This is a genomic window from Gordonia sp. GONU (genome assembly GCF_024733855.1).
GTDB lineage: Bacteria > Actinomycetota > Actinomycetes > Mycobacteriales > Mycobacteriaceae > Gordonia > Gordonia amicalis.
The window spans coordinates 54,245-78,939 of record NZ_JANRHB010000017.1 but is presented as its reverse complement, the minus strand read 5'-3'; the positions used below and the strand labels follow the sequence as shown (position 1 = coordinate 78,939).

General features: G+C 67.7%; 17 protein-coding genes. 4 read left to right on the top strand and 13 right to left on the bottom strand.

The genetic code is table 11. The features are described 5' to 3' along the window. The first annotated feature begins 15 nt into the window (after positions 1-15). The gene (locus NWF34_RS15995) at positions 16-990 is read left to right on the top strand and encodes a hypothetical protein (protein WP_258325493.1); all 975 of its coding nucleotides are present in this window, start codon (positions 16-18) and stop codon (positions 988-990) included. 27 nt (positions 991-1,017) lie between these two features. Here NWF34_RS15995 and NWF34_RS15990 read toward each other — a convergent pair whose 3' ends face one another. Next, the gene (locus NWF34_RS15990; protein ID WP_258325492.1) at positions 1,018-2,658 is read right to left on the bottom strand and encodes a TM0106 family RecB-like putative nuclease; all 1,641 of its coding nucleotides are present in this window, start codon (positions 2,656-2,658) and stop codon (positions 1,018-1,020) included. Positions 2,659-2,774: 116 nt separating this feature from the next. Between NWF34_RS15990 and NWF34_RS15985 the strand changes: the two genes are divergently transcribed. Beyond that, positions 2,775-3,467 (top strand): DUF6474 family protein, encoded by a 693-nt coding sequence (locus NWF34_RS15985; protein ID WP_258325491.1) that lies wholly within the window; start codon positions 2,775-2,777, stop codon positions 3,465-3,467. Between the two features lie 129 nt (positions 3,468-3,596). Next, positions 3,597-4,214, top strand: a complete 618-nt coding sequence (locus tag NWF34_RS15980) for a hypothetical protein (protein ID WP_258325490.1) — start codon at positions 3,597-3,599, stop codon at positions 4,212-4,214. Between the two features lie 3 nt (positions 4,215-4,217). On the opposite strand, the gene NWF34_RS15975 is transcribed toward NWF34_RS15980, so the two are convergent. The 8 genes from NWF34_RS15975 to lysX all read right to left on the bottom strand — a co-directional run bounded on the left by NWF34_RS15975 (position 4,218) and on the right by lysX (position 15,739). Next, positions 4,218-5,618, bottom strand: coding sequence for an acyl-CoA desaturase (locus NWF34_RS15975; protein ID WP_258325489.1), 1,401 nt, complete (start codon positions 5,616-5,618; stop codon positions 4,218-4,220). Positions 5,619-5,669: 51 nt separating this feature from the next. Continuing rightward, positions 5,670-6,767 (bottom strand): ferredoxin reductase, encoded by a 1,098-nt coding sequence (locus NWF34_RS15970; RefSeq protein ID WP_258325488.1) that lies wholly within the window; start codon positions 6,765-6,767, stop codon positions 5,670-5,672. Positions 6,768-7,020: 253 nt separating this feature from the next. Continuing rightward, complete coding sequence (locus NWF34_RS15965; RefSeq protein ID WP_258325487.1) at positions 7,021-7,866, bottom strand: alpha/beta fold hydrolase; 846 nt, start codon at positions 7,864-7,866, stop codon at positions 7,021-7,023. 18 nt (positions 7,867-7,884) lie between these two features. Next, entirely contained in the window at positions 7,885-9,105 is a 1,221-nt protein-coding gene (locus NWF34_RS15960) for a sorbosone dehydrogenase family protein (RefSeq protein WP_258325486.1), read from the bottom strand. 58 nt (positions 9,106-9,163) lie between these two features. After that, entirely contained in the window at positions 9,164-10,717 is a 1,554-nt protein-coding gene (locus NWF34_RS15955; protein WP_258325485.1) for a succinic semialdehyde dehydrogenase, read from the bottom strand. 65 nt (positions 10,718-10,782) lie between these two features. Beyond that, the gene (gene rraA / locus NWF34_RS15950) at positions 10,783-11,271 is read right to left on the bottom strand and encodes a ribonuclease E activity regulator RraA (RefSeq protein ID WP_006437731.1); all 489 of its coding nucleotides are present in this window, start codon (positions 11,269-11,271) and stop codon (positions 10,783-10,785) included. A gap of 34 nt (positions 11,272-11,305) precedes the next feature. Continuing rightward, positions 11,306-12,229 carry an alpha/beta fold hydrolase gene (locus NWF34_RS15945; RefSeq protein WP_258325484.1) on the bottom strand — a complete coding sequence of 308 codons (924 nt, stop codon included), beginning with the start codon at positions 12,227-12,229 and terminating at the stop codon, positions 11,306-11,308. A gap of 75 nt (positions 12,230-12,304) precedes the next feature. Next, positions 12,305-15,739 carry a bifunctional lysylphosphatidylglycerol synthetase/lysine--tRNA ligase LysX gene (lysX, locus tag NWF34_RS15940; protein ID WP_258325483.1) on the bottom strand — a complete coding sequence of 1,145 codons (3,435 nt, stop codon included), beginning with the start codon at positions 15,737-15,739 and terminating at the stop codon, positions 12,305-12,307. A 126-nt stretch (positions 15,740-15,865) separates the two neighbouring features. On the opposite strand from lysX, the gene NWF34_RS15935 reads away from it, so the two are divergent. Beyond that, entirely contained in the window at positions 15,866-16,093 is a 228-nt protein-coding gene (locus NWF34_RS15935; RefSeq protein ID WP_006438786.1) for an RNA-binding S4 domain-containing protein, read from the top strand. A gap of 506 nt (positions 16,094-16,599) precedes the next feature. Here the strand turns inward: NWF34_RS15935 and NWF34_RS15930 are convergent. From NWF34_RS15930 to gltB, 4 genes are all read right to left on the bottom strand, one after another. Beyond that, positions 16,600-16,941 (bottom strand): hypothetical protein, encoded by a 342-nt coding sequence (locus NWF34_RS15930; protein WP_159406073.1) that lies wholly within the window; start codon positions 16,939-16,941, stop codon positions 16,600-16,602. A gap of 193 nt (positions 16,942-17,134) precedes the next feature. After that, positions 17,135-18,022 (bottom strand): cutinase family protein, encoded by an 888-nt coding sequence (locus NWF34_RS15925; protein WP_159406072.1) that lies wholly within the window; start codon positions 18,020-18,022, stop codon positions 17,135-17,137. 134 nt (positions 18,023-18,156) lie between these two features. Further along, positions 18,157-19,611 (bottom strand): glutamate synthase subunit beta, encoded by a 1,455-nt coding sequence (locus NWF34_RS15920; RefSeq protein ID WP_006438790.1) that lies wholly within the window; start codon positions 19,609-19,611, stop codon positions 18,157-18,159. Then, positions 19,604-24,187 carry a glutamate synthase large subunit gene (gene gltB / locus NWF34_RS15915; RefSeq protein ID WP_258325482.1) on the bottom strand — a complete coding sequence of 1,528 codons (4,584 nt, stop codon included), beginning with the start codon at positions 24,185-24,187 and terminating at the stop codon, positions 19,604-19,606. The genes NWF34_RS15920 and gltB overlap by 8 nt, the downstream gene beginning before the upstream one ends. Between the last annotated feature and the right edge of the window lie 508 nt (positions 24,188-24,695).

The following is a 24,695-nucleotide window of genomic DNA, read 5'->3' as shown; positions in this document are numbered from 1 at the left end:
GCCTGGGAAACCACGATGACCCACCGTCTGCCGACGCCCCGACGCGACCGCCGACGGCGCCGCTCCCTCGCATCCCTGCTCGCCGCCATCGCGGTGATCGCGCTCGTCGCGCTTGCGCCCGGCGTCGCGTCGACCAGCCCGGTCGGGTCGGGAGGCACCGAATCTGACGCCGCGGAATCAGACGCGGCGGGATCGGACTCGGTCGGATCCGGGAGTACCGGTGTGGGCGGCTACGGCACCGACACCACCGATGACACCGGCAACACCGCCGACGCGGATGATGACGCAGCGGATGGTGCCCCCGACCCGTCGCCGTCCGGCAATCGGGGCCCCGGAGGTTCCTGGCATCACGGTGACGGGCATGGGCACGGTGACCACGGGCACGGACCGACCCCTTCGGGAACCGGCACCTCCACCAGCCCGAACACCTCCACCAGCCCGAGCACCTCCACCGACCCGAGCACCTCAACCGAGAGCTCGTCGACGACCAGCGCGGATACCGAGACCTCCACAACCGGGGTCTGGGTACCGTTTCCGCCGGTGACCGGTCCGCCGAACGTGCCGGCCCCGACCCTGCCGCCGGTCGCGTCGAACCCTCCGCGCTCCGGCGAGGGGAACCCTCCCTCCCCCGCTCAGGTCCCGACCGTTCCCGCGCCCAGCGGATCACCCGCGCCGACGGCACCTGCCGCCTCGGTTCCGGGACCTCCCCCGGCGCCTGGTGCGCCCGCAACCGGCGGGTCCGCAGCGGAGTCCCGCGCCGAATCCGACGCTTCCGGCGCTTCTGCCGCCGACGAGTCAACCGTCCTCATGGCGAGCCCGCAGGGGCCGTCCGGTCCTCAGGCCCTGCCCGGCGCATCCTCCGACACCGTCCTGACCAGCGTGAAGAAGTTCCTGATCGGTGTCGCCCCCGGTGGATTGTTGCTGCTCGGGGCGGTCGCGCTGTTCGGCAGCGGATCGTTCCTGGACTCGCTGCGGTCACTGCGCTCCTGACGCCGCCCGGTCCTCGGTTCCGAGATCTCAGTACCGGGCCAGCAGGTCCCGCTCGTGCGGGATCTCGTCGACGGCACGTCCGGAGATCCACTCGCGGAGCACCTTCGTGGCCCGGACGTCGTCCTCGTTGTACTCGAGCAGCCGCTGCCGCTGACCGACGTCGGGACGTCCGCCGCCGAGCGCGACCGCGGCGCGATACCACTCCATCGACGCCTCACCGCTGGCGTCGTCGTCGCGCCAGGCGAATCCGGCGACGGGAGCGACGCGCTTCAACCCTTTGCCGCGGGGACAGATGAAGTTGTCGCCGACCGCCTCGTAGATGTCGACCCACTCCTCGGATGCGATGAACGCCTCCACCTCCCGCCGGGTCGGGATACCGGGTTCGCCGGCGAATCGGTCGGCCGAACCCAGCAGCCAGCGATTCTCGGCCTGCTGCGAGTAGCAGTACGCCGCGAACGTCTTCCCGGTCTCGCGGGCGGCCACCCGTTCGGCGGTCAGCCACGCCCAGAACTCCGCGAACGACCTCGCCTCGTCGCGCGTGGGCAGCGGGTCCCAGGTGACGAACGGCCGGTAGACCACCGGTTCGTCGGGCGCGGTGGTGTCGGTACGCAGCGTGCCCCACAGGTAGGCGCCGTGTTCGCCGAAGCTCTCCATGTCGACGTCGACCTCGATGTCGGCGCGATGCACCCGCGGGGTGTCGCGGCGCCGGACGAGTTCGGTTCCGGTCAGCCAGGCGATCGCACCGATCACCGCATCGTCGAAACGTGCACTGCCCGGCCAGTTCTCCGGCGGGGCCCCGCATTGTGCGGCGAGCTGGTCGATCGTGGTGATGCCCGCCTCGACGAGTGCGGTCCCCTGATTACCCGTGGCGACGAGCGAGACGTCGCGGCGGGCCTCGAGTTCCGGACCGCACTTCACCCACCAGGGGCACGAGCGGCACTCGGCGACGCGCCGTGGTTCGGTCGGCACCTGCTGCGCGGCAATGGCCCGACGCCGGTCCAGGACCTCGGTGTAATCGTCGAGCATGCCGCCGGTGTCGTGCACGACGATGCAGTCGGCGTCGACGCCGATCACGCCGCCGCGCAGGTCGCCGGTCTGCGACGACGGGGCGCGACCGATCTCGACCAGCATCGCGGTCAACTGGGCGAGGCGCAGGTTGTCGCGACGGTTGGGCCGTGCGGTGCGGTACGGGTCGGGCGAGGGCGCCCACCCCCACAACGGGCTGGTGACCAGCGACGGCGGACGGCCCGGGTCGGGGGCGGACTTCACGGGCTGGGTGATCCGGTGGTTGACGACGATGACGGGGACGTAGCCGTCGCCCACTCTCACCAGGAGTTCGGCATGACCGCGTCGCCCGTGTTCGATGTCGGTGGGCAGCGCCGCATTCCAGATCCACGCGACGTTCGCGTCGCACGCCTTCAGGGTGGCCGCGACCCGCTCCGCCGCCCTCGACTCCGCGTCGATCACCACGAACGCGCCGGGCTGATCACTGTGGATGCCGCGGAGGAGTTCGCGGACCGCGGCCCGATGATCGGCCGCGGCCTCCTTGCGTCGCTGCACGCCGGGCGGGTCGGGTTCGGAGCCGGGACGCCCCTCGTGACCGAAGTCGAGGGCGACCCGGTGCTCGCAACCCGCGAGATCGCGCGGCGACAACACCACAGAGGCCACGCCATCCCTTTCTCGGCTCGAGCGGTCGGACGCGTGGCCCCACCGGACCACGTGTCATGCTTGTACTTGTTACCACGCCCGCAGCGGTCCACTCGGCAGCAGCGAAAGGTCATTCGATGGGTTTGTTCTCCTCCGACGGTAGGTCGCGGGCTCAACGCCGCGCAGAGGCCAAGGCTCTCAAGGCAAAAGCCAAGATCGAGGCGAAGTTCGACGCCAAGCACCGGCGGAAGGAACTGAAAGCTCGTCGCAAGACCGAGCACAAGTACCTCCAGAAGGACCTTAAGGCCGAACGCAAGACCGCCCGGCAGTTGGCGAAGGCTCAGGAGAAGGTGGTCAAGGCCGAGACGAAGAAGGTGAGTGCCGAGGCCAAGGCGGCCGCGGACGCCAAGATCCTCAGCCCGGCCAGCGTCAAGCGCTACCTCACGGTCGCGCGCCTCGTGGCCCCCATCGCAGTCCCCATCGCCTATCGCGCCGCGGTCGCCGGTCGTGCGCAGATCTCGGCGCTGCAGGCCGGCCGCGCAGGCGTTTCGCCAGAAGTGTTGCGTCAGTTCAGCGGTCACGGCGCGGCGCTGTCCGCCCGGATCGCGACGACACGGACCGCGCTGGAGAAGGTCGTCGCGCAGGACACCAGCGCCGATGCCAAGGACTTCGTCGCCGCGATGACCCAGCGCCTCGACAACCTCGACATCGCGGTCGGCACCGCCGAGACCATGTCCGCCGCACAGCGCCGGACGGCCCACCAGTCCATCGACGACGAACTGGTTGCCATCGACGCCGACATCCTCGCGCGGTTGGGCGTTCGTTCCTGACGCAGGCGGAGGCGGTGGCCTTCGACCCTCGCCGGAGGCGGGTGCGCACCCACTAGGATGGGTTCCACGCGTCGCGTGGGGGATCTTCCTTGTGCGTACGCTCGGAGGACACACGCAAGGGAGCGCCGTATGACCGAGCAGGAGCCGAACGTCACGCCGTCCGACGGCGACGCGAACAACGACGAGCCGACCCTGTTTCCCATGACTCCCCCGGAGGCCGACTCCGGGGCTGCCGAATCGTCACCGGCCCCCGCCGAGAAGGCGCCCCCGAAGAAGCCCGCACCCAAGAAGACGCCGGGCAAGAAGGCGGCGCCGGAGCGAGCCGCGGCCGAGTCCGGTGGCGACAGACTGCCATCGAAGAAGGCCGCCAAGAAGGCTCCCGCGAAGAAGACCCCGGCGGCCAAGAAGGCCTCGGGTGCCGGTCCCGCCAAGAAGGCACCTGCGAAGAAGGCGCCGGCCAAGAAGGCACCACCGAGGTCGGCACCCCCCGTCGCCGATGTGCCTGCCGCCGCCCCGGCCGCGCCTCCTGCTCCGCCGGTCACCTCCACACCGCCTCCGACGTCCGTCCCGGCGCACCCGCCGGTCGATGTCGTCGCCGAATCCGATGCTGCCCGGGCCACTTTCGCACAGTTGCGGTCCGGCGCGCCCACCGAACCGCCGACGACCAACCTCACCCCCGCCTACGCGGGACTGGCGGCGGTCGTGGCGATGCTGGTGTTCGTCATCCTGCGTCGCGTCCTGCGCTGATCGCTACCGCGGCGGCGGCGAGACCTCCACGCCACCCGACTCGTGCTCGGGTCCGGCGTTGGGATGGTCGGCGGGCAGCCGGCCGCGGAAGCGCGCGGCTTCGCTGACGGCGGGCTCTCCACCCTTCGAGTGCGGCGGCCGGTGGTACGGACCCGGCTTCGGGCGCGGTTTGCCACCGGGAAGTGCCAGACGTGCGATGGTCCGGTGCACCTGGCCCCACTGTTGACCGAAAGGTCCTGTGTTGTAAGGCAATCCGTAGCGCTCGCAGATGTCCTTCACCTTGGGGGCGACCTCCGAGTACCGGGTACTCGGCATGTCCGGGTACAGGTGGTGCTCCACCTGGTAGCCGAGGTTGCCGCTGATGATGTGGAACAGAGGGCTGCCGTCGATGTTGGCCGCACCGACGAGCTGCCGGACATACCAGCCGCCCCGCGTCTCGTTCTCGACCTCTTCCTGGCTGAATGTGTACGTCTGGTCCGGGAAGTGGCCGCAGAAGATGATCGCGTGCGCCCACACGTTCCGGATGATGTTCGCGGTGAAGTTCGCGGCCAGGGTGCGCAGGAATGTGCTCTCCGCACCCGGGAGCACCTGGTCGGCGAATTTCGCGGCCGCACGCGCCCGCCGGCCACCTCGTCGTCGGATCACGTTGCCGATCCGCGAGGTCGACGGCTGCCGGATGGCGCCGCCCGTCGCTGCCTGGCTGAGCAGGAATGCGCCCGCGCTGATCGCCGGCCAGCCGAGGTAGTCCTTCACGATCTGGCGGCGCATCTTGCCCGCGATGCCCTTGAGATCCTCGACCAGTTCGGACATCGGCTTCTCACCGCGTCGGATCGCCTCGAGATCGAGATCGTGCAGCGCGACGCCCCACTCGAAGAACGCCGTGAGCAGGACGTTGTAGAACGGCTGCAGCAGATAGACCGGATGCCACTTCTGGTTCGGATCGATCCTCATGATCTCGTAGCCGAGATCCTTGTCCTTGCCACGGATGTTGGTGAAGGTGTGGTGGATGTAGTTGTGGGAGTGCTTCCATGCCTCGGCGGTGGACGCGGTGTCCCAGTCCCACACCGACGAGTGGATGTAGGGGTCGTTCATCCAATCCCACTGCCCGTGCATCACGTTGTGGCCGATCTCCATGTTCTCGAGGATCTTGGCCATACCGAGGCATGCGGTACCCGCGACCCAGGCGCCCCGCGAGCGCGAGTTGAGCAACACGATGCGCCCGAGGGCGGCGAGTTGCCGCTGGGTGGCGATGACGGTCTTGATGTAGCGACGATCGCGGTCCCCGAGGTCGCCGTAGACCTCGTCGTGGATGGCGTCGAACTCCTCGGCCAGTCGATCGATGGTTTCTTGATCGAGGTGCGCCAACGGGCTGGTCACGCGCTGTCCGGAATCGGTGGTTGTCATGTACTTCGGTCCTCCCGGTCAGAGGTCAGAGGTCTGGCGTCTGACCTTCGGTCAGAGTTCGACGTCGACGTCTCCCTCGGCGGTGTTCACACAGATGCGGATGCTCTGCCCTTCCGGCGAGCTCACCTCACCGGTGCGCAGATCGCGGATGTTCCCCTGTTTGAGAACCCCGGTGCAGGTGTGGCAGATACCGATCCGGCAGCCGAACTTCAGCTCCAGACCGTTCTCCTCCCCCGCGACGAGGATCGGCATACCCGGCTCGCAGGTGACCTCGGTGTCACTGCGGGTGAACCGGACGGTGCCGCCCTCACCCTCACCCGCATTCCCACCGATGATCGGCTGGAAACGTTCGAGGTGGATTCGGTCCCCGACGCCTTCGGATTCCCAGTGTTCGACGAGACTGTCGAGCAACTCTCGCGGACCCGAACACATCGCCTCTCGCTCGCGCCAGTCCGGGCAGAGTTCGTCGAGGTCGGTGGCCTTGATCCGCCCGTCCCGACCGGTGATGCGCAACGTCAGGTCGAACCCGTCGTGCCGGTCGTCCATCGACTCGAGATCGGCCCGGAACATCACCTGGTCGTCACTGTGCGCCGAGTGGATGGCCACCACGTCGTCGACCCGATCGCGATGATCGAGGTCGCGCAGCATGCTCATGATCGGGGTGATGCCGCTGCCGGCGCTGATGAACAACATCTTCTCCGGCAGCGGATCGGGCAGCGTGAACACGCCTTCGATCTCGCCGAGCCGGACGATCTCACCCGGCCGGATGCCATGGACGAGGTAGGGCGAGACCTTTCCCTCCTCGACCAGCTTCGGCGTCACGCTGATCAGGCCGTCGCGCGGATGCGGGTCGGAGGTCAACGAGTAAGCGCGCCAATGGAACACCCCGTCGATGACCACCCCGAGACGCACATACTGTCCCGGTTGATGCCCCGGCCACTCATAACCCGGTTTGATCCACACCGTGGCCGCGTCCGCACCTTCGGGTCGTACCTCGACGACCCGGCCGCGGAGTTCCCGAGTGGTCCAGAGCGGGTTGATCAGCTCCAGGTAATCGTCGGGGTGCAGGGGATTGAACAGGTGCCGGATCGCGCCGAGAAACCCTCGTCGCAACGGCGACACCCGGGGAGTCGCGCCGCGTTCAGCCATGGGATGGGGTGGGTCGGGAATCGATCAGTGTCACGAGACCTCACAAGGGGTCGTCGGTCGTCTCTTGTGCCTACGCGCTGCTACATAGTCACCGTTCGAGCTGTCTGTTTCGACCATACGGCGTCGGGCATCACCGGAGGGGCCGGTCGCTCGGATCCGGTCTCTGCTGAATTGTCGGTCACCAAAGGTGCAGGTCGCTGCGATGTCGGTTGTTCACTTCGGCAACATTCCGGATGCGAACAGTGACGGAGGGTTATGCCCCGTCGCGCACGGCGGCAGTGTTCGCCCGGGACATGATCGCCGCCGCGACCTGGTCGGGCCAGGATTCCGGCAGCCAGTGGTCGGCGCCGGTAAGGACCAGAAAGTCGTACGGCGCATCGACCCACCCCGAGCAGAGTCGGGCGCCGGCCCCGCCCAGAGCCGGGTCGTGGTCGCCCCAGACGTATGTCGTCGGCACCTTCACCCGCGCGGGTGCCGACCGCTTGTCCGGCAGGAACATCGCCCGATACCAACCCAACGCTCCGGGCAGCGCGCCGTACTCCGCGATCTCGGCGGCGACCCGCGAGGCGAATGGTTCCGGAAGCCCCATCTGCACACCGAAATCCGGCCGCGAGGTCATCAGCCGGCCGAGTACTTTCTCGGGCAGCGCCGGGATCTGGAACACCAGCATGTACCAGGAACGAAGAATCTGACCACGCGGCATCGCCTGCATGAACGCCCCCGGATGCGGAACCGACAGCGCGGTCAGCGTTCGCACGCGATCGGGGTGATGAGCCGCGAGTGTCCACGCCACCGCCGCGCCCCAGTCATGTCCGACGATGTGCGCGTCATCGATATCCCCGGCGTCGAGCATGGCCACGATGTCTGCCACCAGCTCGGCCTGCATGTAGTCGCGCCGCCCGGTGGGTCGAGCCCCCGGCGAGTAGCCGCGCTGATCCGGGGCGATCGTGCGAAAACCTCTGTCGTGCAGGAGCGGAGCGACGAGATCCCACGAACCGGCACGTTGCGGGAAGCCGTGCAGCAAGACGATCGGCTCCCCCTCGAGCGGACCGGCGTCGATCACGTCGAAGGTGTACGGACCGCGCTGGAAGGTCGTCAACCGCGTCGTTCGCACGTGTCAGCCCGCCCAGCGCACCCGCAGGATCCGATCCGACCCGTCCCCGTCGCTCGTGGTCAAGACCAGCGAACCATCGGGCGCCACGGCCGCACCGCGCAACCGGCCGTGCACTTTCTCGAGCGCCTCGGTCTTCGAGACCACGCGGCGACCGTCCTCGGAGAGCTTGAGGAAGACCAGCCGCTGCCCCTTCAGTGCGGTCACCACCAGCCCGCCGCTGTAGGGTCCCCAACCGCTGTCCGGCAGGAACGCGATGCCCGGCGTCGCGATCGTCGGCGCGCCCGAACTCCACACCGGACCGATGGCGCCGGGGACCCGTACGGCGTCGGTCATGGGCACCGACTCGTCGTAGATCAGGGGGGTGCGGTCCGGGCGGTAACCGTAGTTGCCTCCCGCGACGATGAGGTTCAGCTCGTCGTCCCGACTCGTGCCCTGTTCGATCCCATAGACCCGACCGCTGCCCGGAGCGACCGCGACGCCCTGCACGTTCCGATGACCGAGGCTGTACACCGGGCTGCGCGGATCCGGATTCCCCGGCGCCGGCCTCCCGTCGAGGCCGATGTGCAAGACCTTGCCGCCCAGCGACTTCCGGTCCTGCGCTACCGACGGGATACCGGAGTCACCGGTACCGACCCAGATACTGTCGGCGGTCACGGCCAGGCCACAACCGGCACGACTGCCCGAGGAGTTGACCGGGATACCGCTGAGCAGGGTCCGTTCCCGAACCATCCGCGTCCAGTCCGCGCTGACGCGCCACGAGACCACCCTGGTGGTCTGGCCCGTCTGCGGCGCCGGAATGGGCGCACCGGCAAGCGGTTCGGGCACGGCGAACGCGCCGGGCACCGTGTACTCCGCCTGACAGGAGTACACGCGCCGGTTGTCGGAGAAGCGAGGATCGAGGGCGAGTCCCATCAGGCCGGCCTCGTTGACCGCGAAGATCTTCGACAGGTCGGCGTTGACGTTCACCCGCTGTCCGCCGGGGCGCACCGCGACGAATCGTCCCGCGCGTTCACCGGTGAGCACCGTGCCGTCGGGCGCGACGACCGCACCCCACGGTATGGTCAGTCCGCCGGCGACAGTCGTGACCTGCAGCGGCGCCTGGGCATGTGCCGCCGGGGCCGCGACGAACATCCCGGCGACCGCAGCCGCCGACGCGGTGATCGCCACGAGCCCGCGGGCCGATGTTCGGATGAGTGTCCTGCGTTCACGACGTATCGGGGTCACAGGAGTCACGGTAACCACGACCCGGTGCCGGGTCGTGGCGAAACGGCGAGATCGAGATCTAGCGGCCGGGTAGATACTTCAGCGCGCGGACCGCCGTCGGCGTGATCGCCCGGTAGATGTTCTTGGGCACCAACGGGGCGCGGTCGATGCCGATGAAGCGCTGCTCGGCGATCGTCTGTGCCTCGGTGTACTTGAGCAGGCCCTCTTCGCCGTGGCGTCGGCCCACTCCGGAGATGCCCATGCCACCCATCGGTGCGGCGGTCGAGGCCCAGGCGGCGGCGTAGCCCTCGTTGATGTTGACGGTGCCGGCCCGCAGTCGTTCGGCGACGGCCTGCGCCTCGGCGCTGCTGCCCGCGAAAACGCTTGCGTTGAGCCCGTATTCGGTGTCGTTGGCGAGCTTGACGGCCTCGTCGGTGGAGTCGACCGGATAGATCGAGACGACCGGTCCGAAGGTCTCGTTGCCGTAGCAGACCATGTCGTCGGTGACGTCGGTGAGCACCGTCGGCTCGAAGAAGAACGGGCCGAGGTCGGGGCGGCGCTTGCCGCCGGCGAGGACCTTCGCCCCCTTGGCGACGGCGTCCTGGACGTGCGCCTCGGCGGTGTCGATCTGCGCCGCCGAAGCGAGCGAGCCCATGTCGGCGGTGAAATCGTAAGTGCCCGAGAGCTTCATCATCGAGACAAATGCGGCGAACCGCTCAGCGAACTCGTCCGCGATCTGCTTGTCGACGTAGATCCGCTCGATGGAGATGCACAGCTGGCCGGAGTTGGAGAACGCCGCGCGTGCAGCCCCCTGCACGGCGTTCGCGATGTCGGCGTTCGCGGTGACGACCATGGGGTTCTTGCCGCCCAGCTCGGCGGAGAACCCGATGAGTCGCCGGCCCGCCTGTTCGGCGAGGGTTGCCCCGGTCGCCGACGAGCCGGTGAACATCACGTAGTCGGTCGAGGCCATGATCGCCTGCCCGACGACGCCGCCGGGTCCCGGCACCACGGCGTACAGCTCACGCGGAAGACCCGCCTGGTACAGCAACTCCGCGAGCGCGAGAGCACAGTACGGCGTCTGGCTGTCGGGCTTGATCACCACACCGTTGCCGGCGACGAGGGCCGCGACCGCATCGGACACGGCCAGCGTCAGCGGGTAGTTCCACGGACTGATGACGCCGATGACGCCCTTGGGCAGATGACGCACCCGGACACTGGTGGCGCCGGGCAGCATGCCCTTGACCTTGCGATCGGCGAGCAGCTTCGGGCCGTTGGTCGCGTAGTGACGCGCGGTGATCGCGACGTCGAGCACCTCTTCCTGCGCGTAGATACGGGCCTTGCCGGTCTCGGCCTGCGCGATGTCCATCAGCGACTCGGCGTTGCGATAGACCAGAGCGGAGAACTTGTCGATGACCTGGGCGCGCTCGGCCGGGGTCCGGGCGGCCCATCCCTGCTGGGCCTGCCGGGCACGGTCGACCGCGGTCTCGAGATCCTCGGCCGTCGCGACCGGGATGGTGGACATCTCGGTGCCGCTGAACGCCTCCAGCACCGGCCGGGTGGGACGGCTCGCGGCGTCGTCGATCGCGACGAGAGCACCGAGACGGGCGAAATAATCGGCGGTGGGCTTCGGCATGTCGGGCTCCTCGGTGAAGTGCCGGCTCTGGGCGGTTGGTGGGTGTTCGGTCGAGATCCGGACGATCAGCTGTCGGGGGCGACCAGCACGATGCCGTCGTCGTCGGAGTAGACGATGTCGCCCGGGTTGAAGGTCTCGCCGCCGATGGTCAGCGGAACGTCACGCTCGCCGGCGCCGGTCTTGGTGGACTTTCGCGGGTTGGTGCCCAGCGCCTTGACGCCGATCGCCATCCCGCCGATGGTCTTGGCGTCGCGGATGGCACCGTTGGCGATGATGCCCACCCAGCCGTTGGAACGGCCGAGCTCGGCGATGATGTCACCGACCAGCGCGGTGTGCACCGACGCATCACCGTCGATCACGAGCACGCCGCCCGGGTTGGACTCGCTCAGGATGGATTTGAGCAGGGCGTTGTCCTGGAAACACTTGACCGTGGTGACGCGTCCGACGAACTCGCGGTTGCCGCCGTACTGCGTGAACTGGGTGTCGCAACTACGGACATCGGCCCCGATCTCGTCCACGAGATCGGCCGTCGGGGTGAAGGTCAGCTCGCTCATGCCGACCAGTTTAGGTGTTACCGCAAGTAGCTGGTTACTCGCGGGTAGGTTCGGTTCGAACCCCTCCACGCAGACCGTCGATGATCTCCGCGACGTCGTCCGGGCGTTCGGAGACCAGGAAGTGCTTCGCGCCGGGCAGCACGACGATCTCGTCTGCCGAAAGAGTGTCCGCGTAGCGCCGTTGCTTCCATTCCCAGAAGAGCCGCCATCCGGGGATCGTCGTCGACGCCACCACCACCTCGACCGGTACGTCCGGCATCGGATTGCTGCGGCGTAGACCCCGCAGGGTCCTGTTCATCGCGCCGAAGGCCGCGTTCTCGACGAGCATCGCCAGCAGGAACGGCGGTTGCCCGAAGACCCGCTTGCTCCATCTCCGTTGCTGTTCACCGAGCCCCTCCGGAGGTGCCGGCACGACCCGTGCCCACACCTGCACGCTCGGCCATCGTCGGATGCCGACGCGGCTGGTCACCGCTCGCGCCGCACCGACCGCCCGGTGCGCGTTGCCGACCCGGAACGACAGCGGGACCAGGCGCCAGGGGACGAGCACATACGAGCCGTCGAGCACCACCACGGCCGCGGTGCGGCCGGGGTACTGCCGGGCGAACGCCTCCACGTACAGCGACGCGAGTGAATGGCCCACCACGACAACGGGTTCGTCGATCCCACGGGCATCGAGTACCGCGACCATCCGCTCGATCTCGCCGAGAAGCGTCGGATGGTGCCGACGGTCGACCGGACTCGACAACCCGTAGCCCGGCCGGTCGTACCGGATCACCCGCCACGACGCCGCAAGACGAGCGACGAGCGGGTCGAGGTCGAACCAGTTGCTGCCCAACGCCGCCATCAACAGCAGCGGAGGTCCCGACCCCTGGTCGAGCACGTGCAGCCGATGTCCGCCGACGGTGACGAACTCCCCCGGAGCTGTGTCATCGCCGGGGTCCGGCGTCGTCTCGTGCACCTGACCAGTGTGCCCGAGGTTTCGACGCGGTGGCTCGCTCCGCTCGCTACCGGCTCAACCAGCAGAAGCCGCGGCTCAGGCGTCCTGTGGCTTGGCCAGCGGGAAGGCCAGCGATTCGCGGATCGACTGACCAGTGATGAGCATGACCACACGGTCGACGCCCACCCCGAGCCCGCCCGTCGGCGGCATCGCGTACTCGAGCGCCTGCAGGAAGTCCTCGTCGAGTTCCATCGCCTCCGGGTCGCCGCCCGCCGCCAGGATCGACTGCTCGGTGAGACGCTTGCGCTGCTCCACCGGATCGGTCAGTTCGGTGTACGCGGTGCCGAGCTCCACACCCCACGCCACCAGGTCCCAGCGTTCGGCAACGCCCGGCTTGCTGCGGTGCGCGCGGGTCAGCGGCGAGGTCGACGTCGGGAAGTCGGTGTAGAACGTCGGGAAGGTCGTGCGGTCCTCGCCGAGATGCTCGTAGAGCTCGAGGACGATCTGGCCGGCATCCCAATCCGGGCGGTAGTTGATGTCGAGGCGGTGGCACACGGCCCGCAACGTCTCGACCGGGGTCTCGGGGGTGATCTCCTCACCGGCACCCTCGGAGACGACCCCGTGGACGGTCTTTACCGGCCACTCCCCCGAGATGTCCACGCGGACTTCGTTTCCGTCGGCGTCGGTGCGGATGATGACCGGTTCACCGTAGGCCGCGGTGGCCGCATTCTGGATCATCTCGCGGGTCAGGTCCAACATCTTCAGGTAATCACTGTGCGCCTCATAGGCTTCCAGGCTCGTGAACTCCGGATTGTGACTGAAGTCGACGCCCTCGTTGCGGAAGTTGCGGCCGATCTCGAACACCTTCTCCACTCCGCCGACACACAGACGCTTCAGGTAGAGCTCCGGCGCGATCCGCAGATAGAGGTCGAGGTTGTAGGCGTTGATGTGCGTCTGGAACGGGGTCGCGTTGGCGCCGCCGTGGATCTGTTGCAGCATCGGCGTCTCGACCTCCAGGAAGCCGCGCGCGGCGAGGAAGTCGCGCATCGACTTCACCACCAGGCTGCGGATCGCGAGGTTCTTCCGGCTCTCCTCGTTGATCGCGAGGTCGACGTAGCGCTGACGCACGCGCGCCTCGGGGTCGGTCAGTCCCGCCCACTTGTCCGGCAGAGGTCGCAGGCACTTGCCGTTGATCCGCCAGGCGTCGATGAGGATCGACAGTTCACCGGAACGACTGGTGCCGACGACCCCGCGGGCCTGGATGAGGTCGCCGAGGTCGACGTCGGTCCCGAAGTCGGGTGTTCCCGGGATGACCCGCGAATCCTCGACGAGCACCTGCACCTCGCCCGACCAGTCGTGTATGTCGGCGAACACGACCTTGCCGAAGTCTCGCAGGCGCGTGACGCGGCCGGCGATGGTCACGACACTGCCCGCGGGTTCGGTCCTCGCCTGCGCGACGGTGTGCGTGGGCTGGTCGGCGGGCGGATACGGATCGAATCCGCGCTCGACGAGCCGGTCCATCTTGTCGAGGCGGACCCGCACCTGTTCGGGACGGTGCACGACCGCGCCCTCGGGGGTCGCCGCCTCGGCTTCCAGTTCGGCGATCAACGCAGGTGCGTCGACGCCGGCCGGGATCGACGGCTCCCCTTCGGTGTAGTGCTTGGCCCGTCCGAACTTCGGGAGCGTGATGAACCCCTCGGCGAGAATCGCGGCCAGACCGACGCGCGGCAGGATGCGATTGTCCTCGAAGCACAGGTACCTCGACTCCCAGTCCGGCAGGTACTTGGCGTTCGACTTGTACAGCGACTCCATCTGGAAGAACCGGGAGCCGAACATCAGCACCGAGTAACCCATGCGCATGATCGGGCCGGCACCGATCTGCGGCCCCTGCTCGAAGAACGCGCGGAAGGCGGCGAAGTTGAGCGAGACCTCGGTGATGCCCAATTGCTCGGAGTTGCGGCACAACTCGGCGACCATCGTCTCCACGACACCGTTCGGTCCCTGCCGGTCCCGACGCATCAGATCGAGGGACACACCGCGTCGTCCCCAGGGGACGAACGAGAGCATGCCCACGACCTCCTCGTCGGCGGTGCCTTCACCGACGACGGCTTCGACCAGCAGGCAGTTGTCGTCGGCGCGATCGCCGATGCGCGACAACGCCATCGCGAAACCGCGTTCCTCGTCGGTGTCGCGCCAGTCGTCGGCACGCGCGACGACCTTCTCCATCTCGGACGGCCTTCCGCCGATCGAGCTTGTCGAGATCTCGCCGTGCCGGCGGATGCGTACCGTCACGCCTGCACGGCGGGTGCGGGTCACGGCCTGGCGCACGGCCTTCATCGTCGGACCGCTGAGGCTGAACTCACGCGTGTGCAGAATGGCCTCGTCACCGATGGTGAGCGACATGAAGCCCGCGGCATCGTAGGCGGCCGCACCGCGCGTGCTCGATCCGATGGACGCCGGATGCCATCCGTATTTCTCACAGAGAGTGAGGAACTCGGCGATGGCGTCGGGCCACGAATCGGGATCGCCGATCGGGTCACCGCCGGCGATCCCGACGCCCATCTCCACCCGGTAGGTGATCGCTGCCCGACCGTCGGACGAGAACACGACCGCCTTGTCTCGGCGCGTCGAGAAGTAGGCGAGCGAGTCGTCGTCGTTGAACCTCGTGATGAGGGCACGGATGAGTGCTTCGTCCTCGGCGGTCATGAGCCACCGCAGGCGTTGCGACCGGAACAACACGATAGCCGCGGCGATCAGTGCGAGGGCCCCGAACAAGCCCAGCAGACCGTTGACGAAGACGTGCGTGTGGCGACCGTCGAAGGAGGCGTCCTGATCGATGGCGCTGAAGGCGACCACCCGGTTGAACGCGTACGGCAGCCGGTCGCCACGGGTCAGAGTGTGAGGGAACGCCCACACCAGCGCCCAACCGAGCAACGTGGCGATCCCGAGTCCCACGATCAGGGTCGCGATCGCGGCCGGGATCGCGCCTCGGCGGACGCGGGTGTGGAACTGGCGATACGTGGCCACGAGGAAGACCAGCGCGGCGAGATCGATGACCAGTCCGATGTAGATGTTGGTCCGGTCCCAGGCCGTCACGTCGAGGTCGTCCTCGAGTGCCGGGATCAGGTACAGCACGTTGCCGACCATGAAGAGTACGAGGTAGATCACGCTGATCCACCAGGCGATCCGCTTGCGCGCCGACAGGGCGACCGCGATGAGGGCGAGGACGAACGCCCACGCGAAGCTCGTGTCGGGCAGCGTGATGATGTAGTCGTCGACGTAGCGCCGGGGGTCGTGGATCAGATGCCGGAGAGCCGGCAACAGGCTGGACAGCAACGCGATCGTCGCCAGGACACCGACGACGGTGCCCGCGATGTGCGGCGCATTGCGGCCGAATCCGGTAGGGCGCCTGATCTTGTCGAGGAGGACGAGGGAACGTCGGTCCGCCGCGGTGGGGGTCCGCCGGGGCGCCTCGGGATGTTCGTCGGGGCTGGACGGGTCGACCGGCGCAAGGGGGGTGTCGGTGGCCATGCGTCGACGGTAGTCGTATGCGCGGGTGCGCTCTGCACTCCACGCTGATTCGATCAAGCGGCGGCACACAACCCGGCACATATCTGCGTGGTCGTGCCGGTGTGGCCGGGTGTGCGGACACGGGGCATGATCGGGACCGTGTACGACGTGACGATCCGGGACGACTCAATCCGACTCGGCCAGTTCCTGAAACTGGCCAACCTCATCGAATCCGGCGCCGAGGCCAAAGAGGTCATCGCCGACGGCCTGGTGACCGTCAACGGCGAGGTCGAGACCCGACGCGGACGGCAACTGGCCATCGGCGATGTGATCGAGATCGGCGGAATGGGCGCCCGGGTGGCCCGGGACGAGTGATCACGACGAGTGATCACTGCGGCCTGATCACCGCGGGGATCAGGAACCTACGCCGAGGCGCCGGAGCTCGGCCGGCGTGATGAGACGTTCTGCCTCCGCGGGAAACGTCGATGAGTTGACACGACGTCCGCCGAGTCGCCCCCCGGTGAGCGAATTCAGCAATGAACCCCGGCGGGGTGAGTGAAATGTGTCAGCCAACTTCATGACCAATCACTTCCTGGTGCATTCACATTCGTTACAACGGACTCTGACTTTGACCTACTGTAGCGACAGTACTCATCGTTGTCGCCAAGGTTTTTCGTGGTTTGCACCACTCACCCCGAGCCCCGTCGACATGTGAGAGTCCACGTCTCCGGTGTCCCGGATTCGTGACTGCCGTACATGTCGACTAGATCGATCATGACACGCAGGGCGTTACGTTCCGGGTAGCGACGCGGCATCTACCAGCACCAATGCTACGCAGCGAATGCTGCGGCGTATGCCATCCACTCGGACCAAAATTCGTTCTACGGCTCGGCGGGCGCCAGCAATCCGGCGACGATGTCGTAGGCACGCCGGGCCGTCAGAGCGCCGCCGGAATCGGCGATGGCCGCCTGCATCCCGACGACACCCCAGGACAGGAACGCGATGGTCGCGGCGAAATCCTGTTCGGCGACCTCGAGTCGTCCGGCCATCTGCTCGGTGAGCAGTCGCTCGACGAGATCCCGCGTGGACCGCAGCACCATCCCGCCCGTCGAACGGCCGACGAGGATTCGATAGACCTCGGGGTACTGCTCCGCGAGTACGAGTAGTCGATGAACCGGCGCCAGACGTTCACTGTCCGGAGGCGCCGCCGGGTCCAGGGGCAACGGAACCGCGAGGACGTGCCGCCCGGCGCACCGGCGACCAGGTCGCCGGCCACACCGATCCGGTCGACGCCCTCGATGTCAGGCGCTACACCCCGGACCTGACCCGCCAGGGATTCACGTCGGTCGAGTTCCACACCATCAGGTAATCGACCGGAGCCCTCATCGGCCGAAAGCCCGATCGCGCCGGATGACCTCAGGCGAGGCCGGCGAGGAAGCGGTTGGCCCAGGTGACGGCGCTGACACCGGGATTCACCTGGAAATCGCCGTAGGTGCCGTGTGAGCCGGACTTCAGGAACCGGTTGAACGAGGTGATCTGCTCGCGGGCACGCTTGTTGCCGAGCTCCTCGACGACGGCTCCGGGTCCGCCGAGCGTGAGCAGCTCCCGAACGATCACGGCAGCCTCGGCCTGGTACTGGAGGATCTGGCTCGGCGTCGGATCGCTGGTTTCGGCCAGGTAGCCGGCGATGCGGGTGATGTAGAAGTCTCGCGGCACGTTGCAGTACATGTCCGACGGCTCGCAGAGCGTGAAGGCCCGGGGCAGCACCCACCCCATGCCGTCGAGGCGGGGACCGCCGCTGCCCTCCCCGCGCAGGGCCGGACCGACGAGGTTGTCCTTGCGCGACCGTCGGGGATCGGAGATCAGCACGACGCCGGCAACCTGACCGGGGCGGATCGCCGCACGCCCGGTGCCGATCTCCGACGCGAGGTCGCCGGCCGCGTCGGCGCCCTGGCTGTAACCGACGAGCGCGATCCGGGTTCCCGGGCAACGCTGCAGCATCTGCAGTGCCAGGCCTCGGGTGTTGGCGACGGCCTGCGCCTTCGACTTCCCGTAAACCGCCTTCTCCCACGGGAACGCGGTCGCGTCGTAGCCGACGTACTGGACCTTGGTCTCCGGACCCAGCCCGGACGTGACGGCGCTCAGGACACCCGGGCTGACCCCGTTGGCCCAGGTACCCGGAACGGCGAGGACATAGATCTTCGGGCAGCCGGCGGGCGCCGCGTCCGCGCGCGGTGCCGTCAGCCCGAACCCTCCCAAGACCGCACACAGCAGAGTGCACATGATGGCGAGGATTCGACGCATGGGCTGTCCCTTCGGTAGATGGATCGCGATGAGCCGAGTGTATGGCGGTGCCACTGGGATGTGTAGCAGAGTGAAAAGAACTCCCGCCCAACCTTGTGCGGCGGGCGGGAGTCCTCGGTTCTGGTGGCGACGGGTCAGCGCTGGGCGACCTGGGTCGGCACGATCGGGGCCGGCAGATCGGAGGCACCGGTGAGGTACTCGTCGGCGGCCGCGGCGGCCGAACGGCCCTCGGCGATCGCCCACACGATCAGCGACTGACCACGACCGGCGTCGCCGGCGACGAACACGCCGGGCCGGCCGACCGCGGCGAACTTGCTGTCGCGCTTGACGTTGCCGCGAGGGTCGTACTCGACGCCCATCTTGTCGAGGAGATCCTCACGCTCGGGGCCGACGAAGCCCATCGCCAGCAGGACCAGATCGGCCTCGAGTTCGAAATCCGAGCCCTCGACCTTCTCGAAGCGACCGTCACGCATGACCACCTCGTGGGCCCGGAGGCCGGTGACCTTGCCGTTCTCCCCGATGAACTCCTCGGTGTTGACCGAGAAGACGCGCTCGCCGCCCTCTTCGTGGGCCGACGACACGCGGTACATCAGCGGGTAGGTCGGCCAGGGGGTCGACTCGGCACGCTCGATCGGCGGCTTCGGCATGATCTCGAACTGATGGACGATCTCGGCGCCCTGCCGCAACGAGGTCCCCAGGCAGTCGGCGCCGGTGTCGCCACCGCCGATGATGATGACCTTCTTGCCCTTTGCGGTGATCTGCCCCTCGACGGTGTCGCCGAGCTGAACCCGGTTGGCCTGCGGCAGGAACTCCATCGCCTGGTGGATGCCGTCGAGCTCGCGGCCCGGGATCGGCAGGTCGCGACCGATGGTCGAACCGTTGGCGAGGATGACCGCGTCGAAATCGGCACGTAGCTGCTCGACGGTGATGTCGACACCCACGTTGACGCCGGTACGGAAGACGGTGCCCTCGGCCTCCATCTGCGCCAGGCGGCGGTCGATGTGACGCTTCTCCATCTTGAACTCGGGGATGCCGTAGCGCAGCAGACCACCGATGCGGTCGGCCCGCTCGAACAGCGTCACGTCGTGCCCGGCACGCGTGAGCTGTTGTGCGGCGGCAAGTCCGGCGGGACCCGAACCGACGACGGCCACCGACTTGCCGGTCTTCTTCGTCGGCAGGACCGGGGTGACCCAGCCGTTGTCGAAGGCGTTGTCGATGAGCTCGACCTCGACCTGCTTGATGGTCACCGGCGGCTGGTTGATGCCGAGCACGCACGACGCCTCGCAGGGCGCCGGGCACAGGCGACCGGTGAACTCCGGGAAGTTGTTGGTCGCGTGCAGACGCTCGATACCGTCACGCCACCGGTCCTTGTAGACCAGGTCATTCCACTCGGGGATCAGGTTCCCGAGCGGACAACCGTTGTGGCAGAACGGGATGCCGCAATCCATGCAGCGGCTGGCCTGAGTCTTCAGGTGCCCCTTGTCGAAGTCGGTGTAGACCTCGTTCCAGTCGAGCAGCCGCAGTTCGACCGGACGACGGTCGGGCAGCTCCCGCTCGGGGTGCTTGAGGAATCCTCTGGGGTCAGCCACGTGCGGCCTCCATGATCGCTTCGTTCACGTCTCGCCCGGTCTTCTCCGCGTCGGAGATGGCCAGCAGCACGCGCTTGTAGTCCCGCGGCATGACCTTGGCGAACTTGGTCTGGGCAGTGTCCCAATCGGCGAGCAGCTTTGCGGCGACCGGGGATTCGGTCTCGGCACGGTGCTCGTCGATGATGCCGGCGAGGAACTCGATGTCCTCGTCGGCGAGCGGCTCGATGTCGACGAGCTCGGTGTTGAGGTTGTCGGCCAGCTCGGCGTCCGGGTCGTAGACGTAGGCGATACCGCCCGACATACCCGCCGCGAAGTTGCGGCCGGTCTCGCCGAGAATGACCACGCGTCCACCGGTCATGTACTCACAACCGTGGTCACCCACACCCTCGACGACGGCCGTCGCACCGGAGTTACGAACGCAGAAGCGCTCACCGACGATGCCGCGCAGGAAGATCTTGCCCGCGGTGGCACCGAAACCGATCACGTTGCCGGCGATGATGTTGTGCTCGGCGACGAAGTCGGCCGGGGCGTTGCGCGCCGGACGGACCACCAGGCGGCCGCCCGAGAGACCCTTGCCCACGAAGTCGTTGGCGTCGCCTTCGAGCCGCAGCGTGATGCCCTTGGGCACGAAGGCGCCGAAGCTGTTGCCGGCCGAACCGGTGAAGTCGACGATGATCGTGCCGTCCGGCAGACCCTGTGCACCATAGGTCTTGGTGACCTCGTGGCCCAGCATGGTGCCGACGGTGCGGTTCACGTTGGTGATCTTCGACGTGAACGACACCCGGGTGCCGTGGTCGATCGCCTCGCGGCTCTGCGCGATGAGCTGCTGGTCGAGCGCCTTCTCGAGCGCATGGTCCTGCACGCCCGAGCAGTACAGGTCCTGGTTCATGAACGGCGATTCCGGCATGGTCAGGATCGACGACAGGTCGAGCTTGCCCGCCTTCTCCGACTTCCAGTGCGCCAGCGCCTTGGTGGTGTCGAGCGCCTCGACGTGACCCACGGCCTCCTGGAGCGTACGGAAACCGAGGCGTGCCAGCAGTTCCCGGACCTCTTCGGCGATGAACAGGAAGAAGTTCTCGACGAACTCCGGCTTGCCGGCGAAACGCTCACGCAGAAGCGGGTTCTGGGTGGCGATGCCCACCGGGCAGGTGTCGAGGTGGCAGACGCGCATCATGACGCAGCCCGAGACGACGAGCGGCGCGGTCGCGAAACCGAACTCCTCACCACCGAGCAGTGCGGCGATCACGACGTCGCGGCCGGTCTTCATCTGACCGTCGACCTGGACCACGATGCGATCGCGAAGACCGTTGAGCAGCAGCGTCTGCTGGGTCTCGGCCAGACCGATCTCCCACGGCGCGCCGGCGTGCTTGAGCGACGTCAGCGGCGACGCACCGGTACCACCGTCGTGACCCGAGATGAGCACGACGTCCGCGTGTGCCTTCGACACACCGGCGGCGACGGTGCCCACGCCGACCTCGCTGACGAGCTTCACGTGGATGCGCGCCTTGGGGTTCGCGTTCTTCAGGTCGTGGATCAGCTGCGCGAGATCCTCGATCGAGTAGATGTCGTGGTGCGGCGGCGGCGAGATGAGGCCGACGCCCGGCGTCGAACCGCGGACCTCGGCGACCCACGGGTACACCTTGTGCGGCGGGAGCTGGCCGCCCTCACCGGGCTTGGCACCCTGCGCCATCTTGATCTGGATGTCGGTGCAGTTCGACAGGTAGTGCGAGGTGACACCGAAACGTCCCGACGCGACCTGCTTGATCGCGCTGCGCCGCCAGTCGCCGTTCTCGTCGTGGTGGAAACGACGCGGATCCTCGCCGCCCTCACCGGAGTTCGAGCGACCACCGAGACGGTTCATGGCGATGGCCAGCGTCTCGTGGGCCTCTGCCGAGATCGAACCGAAGCTCATCGCGCCGGTGGAGAACCGCTTGACGATCTCGCTGGCCGGCTCGACCTTCTCGATCGGGATCGGGTCGCGGTCACCGAAGTTGAAGTCGAAGAGGCCGCGCAGCGTACCGAGACGGGTCGACTGGTCGTCGACCAGCTTCGTGTACTCCTTGAACACCCCGTACTGCCCGGTGCGCGTGGAGTGCTGCAGCTTGAACACCGTGTCCGGGTTGAACAGGTGGTACTCACCCTCACGGCGCCACTGGTATTCACCGCCGACCTCGAGCTCGCGGTGTGCGCGCTCCGAGGGCCGGTCGCTGAAGGCCAGTGCATGCCGGGTGGCGACGTCGGCGGCGATCTCGTCGAGACCGATGCCGCCGAGCTGGCTGATCAGGCCGGTGAAGAACTCGTCGACGGTCGCCTGGGAGAGGCCGATGACCTGGAAGAGCTGCGCACCGGTGTACGAGGCGATGGTCGAGATGCCCATCTTGCTCATCACCTTGAGCACACCCTTGCTGGCGGCCTTGATGTAGTTCTTGCGTGCGGTGGCGAAGTCGATGTCGCCGAGCACGCCGCGCTCGACCATGTCCTCGATCGACTCGAAGGCCATGTACGGATTGACCGCGCCGGCGCCGAAGCCGACGAGCGCAGCGATGTGGTGGACCTCGCGGGCGTCGCCGGACTCCACCACCAGGCCCACCCGGGTGCGCTTGCGCTCCCGGACCAGGTGATGGTGCACCGCCGCGGTCAGCAGCAGCGACGGGATCGGTGCGTTGGTCTCGTCCGACTCACGATCGGAGAGCACCACGATGGACACACCGTCGTCGATCGCGGCGCTCACCTCGGCGCGGATCCGGTCCAGTGCGGCGCGCAGGCCCGCGCCGCCCTCGGCAACCGGGTACAGGCCGTAGATCTGCTTGCTGCGCAGGTCCGGGTAGCGGCCGTCCTCCTCGATCCGAACCAGCTTCGCCAACGTGTCGTTGTCGATGGTCGGTTCGGGGATCTCGATCTTGCGGCAGCTGTTCGGACCCGGATGCAGGAGATCGCCCTCGGAGCCGATCGTGTCGCCGAGGCCGGTCACCACCTCTTCGCGAATGGCGTCCAGCGGCGGGTTGGTGACCTGCGCGAAGAGCTGCTGGAAGTAGTCGAACAGCATGCGCGGACGCTTCGACAGCACGGCGATCGGGGTGTCGGTGCCCATCGAACCGAGCGCCTCGGCGCCGGTCCTGGCCATCGGCGCGACGAGGAGGTCGAGCTCCTCGCTGGTGTAACCGAAGACCTGCTGGCGCAACGCGACCCGGTCGTGGGCCATGTGCTCGTGCGGCAGCGCACGCACGTCGTTGACGTCGACCAGATGCTCGTCGAGCCACTCCTGGTACGGGTGCTCGGCGGCGAGCTCGTCCTTGATCTCCTCGTCGTCGACGATGCGGCCGGCGGCGGTGTCCACGAGGAACATCCGGCCGGGCTCCAGGCGCATCTTCTGCACGACGTCGGCATGGTCGATGTCGAGGACACCGACCTCGGAGGCCATCACGACGAGATCGTCCTTGGTGACCCAGATGCGGCTGGGACGCAGGCCGTTTCGGTCGAGGACCGCTCCGACGACCGTGCCGTCGGTGAAGCACACCGACGCCGGGCCGTCCCAGGGTTCCATCATGGTGGCGTGATAGCGGTAGAACGCACGGTGCTCGGGCTTCATCGACTCATGACGCTCCCAGGCCTCCGGGATCATCATCAGGACCGCGTGCGGCAGGCTGCGGCCACCGAGGTGCAGCAGTTCGAGCACCTCGTCGAAACGTGCGGTGTCCGACGCACCGGGGGTGCAGACCGGGAAGATCTTCGACGCCGCGTCGGCACCGAAGGCCTCCGTGTCGATGAGCGCCTCGCGGGCACGCATCCAGTTCTCGTTGCCGGTGACGGTGTTGATCTCACCGTTGTGGGCGACGCGGCGGAACGGATGCGCGAGCGGCCACGACGGGAAGGTGTTGGTGGAGAAGCGCGAGTGGACGAGGCCCAGCGAGCTCTCGACACGCGAGTCCTGCAGGTCGACGTAGAACTCCCGCAGCTGGGGGGTCGTCAGCATGCCCTTGTAGACGAAGGTGCGTCCCGACAGGCTCGGGAAGTACACGGTCTCGCGGCCGGGGCCGTCGGCGCCCGCCCCCTTGTTGCCCAGCTCGTACTGGACGCGTTTGCGCACGACGTACGCCCGGCGCTCGAGTTCCATGCCTTCGGCGCCACCGATGAAGACCTGACGGAAAGTGGGCATCGCGTCGCGGGCGAGCGCACCGAGCGAGTTCTCGTTGGTGGGCACCTCGCGCCAGCCGAGCAGGGTCAGACCCTCGGACTCGATGACCTTCTCGACGCCCTCGCAGGCGAGACGAGCGTCTTCGGAGCCCTGCGGGAGGAACGCGATACCGGTCGCGTAGCTGCCCTCGGCGGGGAGCTCGAAATCGACCGTCTCACGCAGGAAGCGGTCGGGAACCTGGATCATGATCCCGGCACCGTCACCCGTGTTCGGTTCAGCACCTGCGGCACCGCGGTGCTCGAGGTTGACCAGGGCCATGATCGCCTTGTCGACGATGTTGCGACTGCGTCGTCCGTGCATGTCCACGACGAACGCCACGCCGCACGAGTCGTGCTCGTTACGTGGGTCGTAGAGACCCACCGGTCCCGGAGCCTGCTTCATATCCGCCTCACTTTGCGTGCGGAGAGTGCACGCACTAACAGTGGTCAATGTCTGGGGGCCACCCCGCCTGTGTAACCGGCTCCGTTGCCGGCCTGTTCGCCTTGCGGACCTCGATGTCCACAGCGTCGTCATCCTCCCCCCGAGGGGCTGACCTGGGGCAGAGCCGACAATCACAAGGCGGTGGCCCCGTCAGCGCCGTTGCTGACGGAATCTCACGGGCCGCATCGTCGAGGCCCGAGCACCATGCTCATCTCGGCTTTGCGCGCAGCACTTCAGAGGGCGCCCGCGGGCTGCCGTATGAGCATTGTGGGTCATTTTTCCATGTGGGGTGCCCAGTATCGAAATCCGGCTACCACAATGGACGCGATACTGCACGTCAGAGGAAAATCGGGCGAGTACGGACATCACCGTGCGGACCGCCCGACGTGAGCTGTCTGCCTTCTGTTCGTAACGGGACGGGTCCATCGCGGTGGCCACTCGATCGCGGCGGGGTCGCGGTCAGGTGTCG

What these genes read in the sequence shown, in the direction of transcription:
- NWF34_RS15995 (WP_258325493.1), top strand. Translation starts at nt 16, where the DNA reads ATGACCCACCGTCTGCCGACGCCCCGACGCGACCGCCGACGGCGCCGC.
- NWF34_RS15985 (WP_258325491.1), top strand. Translation starts at nt 2,775, where the DNA reads ATGGGTTTGTTCTCCTCCGACGGTAGGTCGCGGGCTCAACGCCGCGCA.
- NWF34_RS15980 (WP_258325490.1), top strand. Translation starts at nt 3,597, where the DNA reads ATGACCGAGCAGGAGCCGAACGTCACGCCGTCCGACGGCGACGCGAAC.
- NWF34_RS15975 (WP_258325489.1), bottom strand. Translation starts at nt 5,618, where the DNA reads ATGACAACCACCGATTCCGGACAGCGCGTGACCAGCCCGTTGGCGCAC.
- NWF34_RS15970 (WP_258325488.1), bottom strand. Translation starts at nt 6,767, where the DNA reads ATGGCTGAACGCGGCGCGACTCCCCGGGTGTCGCCGTTGCGACGAGGG.
- NWF34_RS15955 (WP_258325485.1), bottom strand. Translation starts at nt 10,717, where the DNA reads ATGCCGAAGCCCACCGCCGATTATTTCGCCCGTCTCGGTGCTCTCGTC.
- rraA (WP_006437731.1), bottom strand. Translation starts at nt 11,271, where the DNA reads ATGAGCGAGCTGACCTTCACCCCGACGGCCGATCTCGTGGACGAGATC.
- lysX (WP_258325483.1), bottom strand. Translation starts at nt 15,739, where the DNA reads ATGGCCACCGACACCCCCCTTGCGCCGGTCGACCCGTCCAGCCCCGAC.
- NWF34_RS15935 (WP_006438786.1), top strand. Translation starts at nt 15,866, where the DNA reads ATGATCGGGACCGTGTACGACGTGACGATCCGGGACGACTCAATCCGA.
- NWF34_RS15925 (WP_159406072.1), bottom strand. Translation starts at nt 18,022, where the DNA reads ATGCGTCGAATCCTCGCCATCATGTGCACTCTGCTGTGTGCGGTCTTG.
- gltB (WP_258325482.1), bottom strand. Translation starts at nt 24,187, where the DNA reads ATGAAGCAGGCTCCGGGACCGGTGGGTCTCTACGACCCACGTAACGAG.